The organism is Pontibacter sp. HJ8, from assembly GCF_054824225.1.
This window is the reverse complement of sequence record NZ_JSYF01000620.1, coordinates 1-1504: the sequence shown is the minus strand read 5'-3', so window position 1 is coordinate 1504 and position 1504 is coordinate 1. Positions and strand designations below refer to the sequence as shown.

The window sequence follows — 1504 nt, the reverse complement described above, 5'->3', positions numbered from 1 at the left end:
GTCTCCCCCGGAACTTCTCTCAAACAGCACAAGACCTATGCCTGGTACCAGGCCAAACCGGCTGAACCGGCCGGGTATGACAAAGGCTATAGCGCCAGCCTGCACCAGCATCTGATTCGGGCAGTAGAGGAGGAGCTGGCACAAAAAGGGTATAAGAAATCTGCGGAAAATCCGGATCTGCTGCTCGCCTACGATGTGAGCGTATCCGTACCCGAAGAAAAAGATAAACCGGGCATGTACGGGCCAGGCTTCGGTTACAGCTATGCCTATATGTCGGGCTACCGGTATGGGTATGGCAACGCACAGATGCCGGGCTACCGCGCCGTAGACCTGTTCAAGGAAGGCACCCTGATCCTGGATGTGATTGACCCGGATTCTAATCAGCTGCTATGGCGTGGCTGGACGGAAGGGGCCGTCAGTAACTTTGGTACCGGCTATGGAAAAGTTCAGGACCTGGTAGGTACTATTCTGAAAGGTTTCCCGGCAGCGACAAGCCGCTAAGTCGTCTACTGCCACCGGGACCGGCTGCGCTAGTCGGCGCGTACAAAATTGTTGAACCGCATCACGTCCGTAGGTCGCCCCACCACATAGATCACATCGCCTCTGGTTAATTTGGTGCGGGCATTGATTTCCATGATGTTTTGCCCGTCGCGCTTGATGGCAACAACCGTGACCCCAAACCGGTTACGCACGTCTGCTTCAACCAGGGGTTTATCTACCAACGAGTCATCTTTGGTGTAAATGCGCAGGCTTGCAACTTCCAGATCAGGCAGGTCCGTTACGATGTTTCGGGTTGGATTCTTTCGTTTGGCGATGCCGCGCAACATGTCATAGTTATCCGCCCGGATGCTATTGGTGAAGGCTTCGATCTCATCCCGTGGCATCAGGTACTTGGACAGCACGCGGGTAAAGATCTCGATCGAAGTCTCGAACTCTTCCGGTATCACTTCATCGGCCCCGATGCGGAAGCTTTCTTCCATCTCCTGCACAAACCGGGTACGCACGATGATGTGTACTTTGTCGCTGATCTCCCGGATGCTGGAAATAATACGCCCGGTTGCCTCCGGATCAGAAATGGCAACTACCACCACGCGCGCTTTGTGAATGTTGACGAGGGATAGAATGGTGCCATGCACCGCGTCCCCATAAAGAATAGGCTCCCCATGGTGGCGCTCCTCCCTAACGGTGACGGCATTGAGTTCTATAATGACATAAGGAATACCGGCATGGCGTGCAGCTTTAGCGACATTGCGCCCGTTTATACCATAGCCGATGATGACAATATGATCTTCCAGGTGATGCATTTCATCATTCTGTTCTATTTGGGCAGCTGTTTCGGCCGGAGGTTCCTGGGCAGGCGCCAGCTTTGAGCTTATCTTGTTGGCGATCACGTGAAAGTATTCGATCACAAAAGGGGTAAAAGCCATGGTCAGAAGCGAAACAGACAGGAAATACTGGTAGACTGAGCCGGAGAGGAGTCCGCTGTTTATACCTGTTTTGGAAA

Annotated in this window: 2 protein-coding genes; one reads left to right on the top strand and one right to left on the bottom strand. The window is 53.1% G+C overall.

The window, feature by feature from the left end; translation table 11 throughout:
- A partial coding sequence (locus tag OB13_RS20080; RefSeq protein WP_461491967.1) for a DUF4136 domain-containing protein occupies nt 1-501 on the top strand: 501 nt, incomplete at its 5' end.
- A gap of 29 nt (nt 502-530) precedes the next feature.
- Here the strand turns inward: OB13_RS20080 and OB13_RS20075 are convergent.
- Nucleotides 531-1504: NAD-binding protein (locus OB13_RS20075; RefSeq protein ID WP_461491966.1), on the bottom strand; the 974-nt coding region annotated here is incomplete at its 5' end.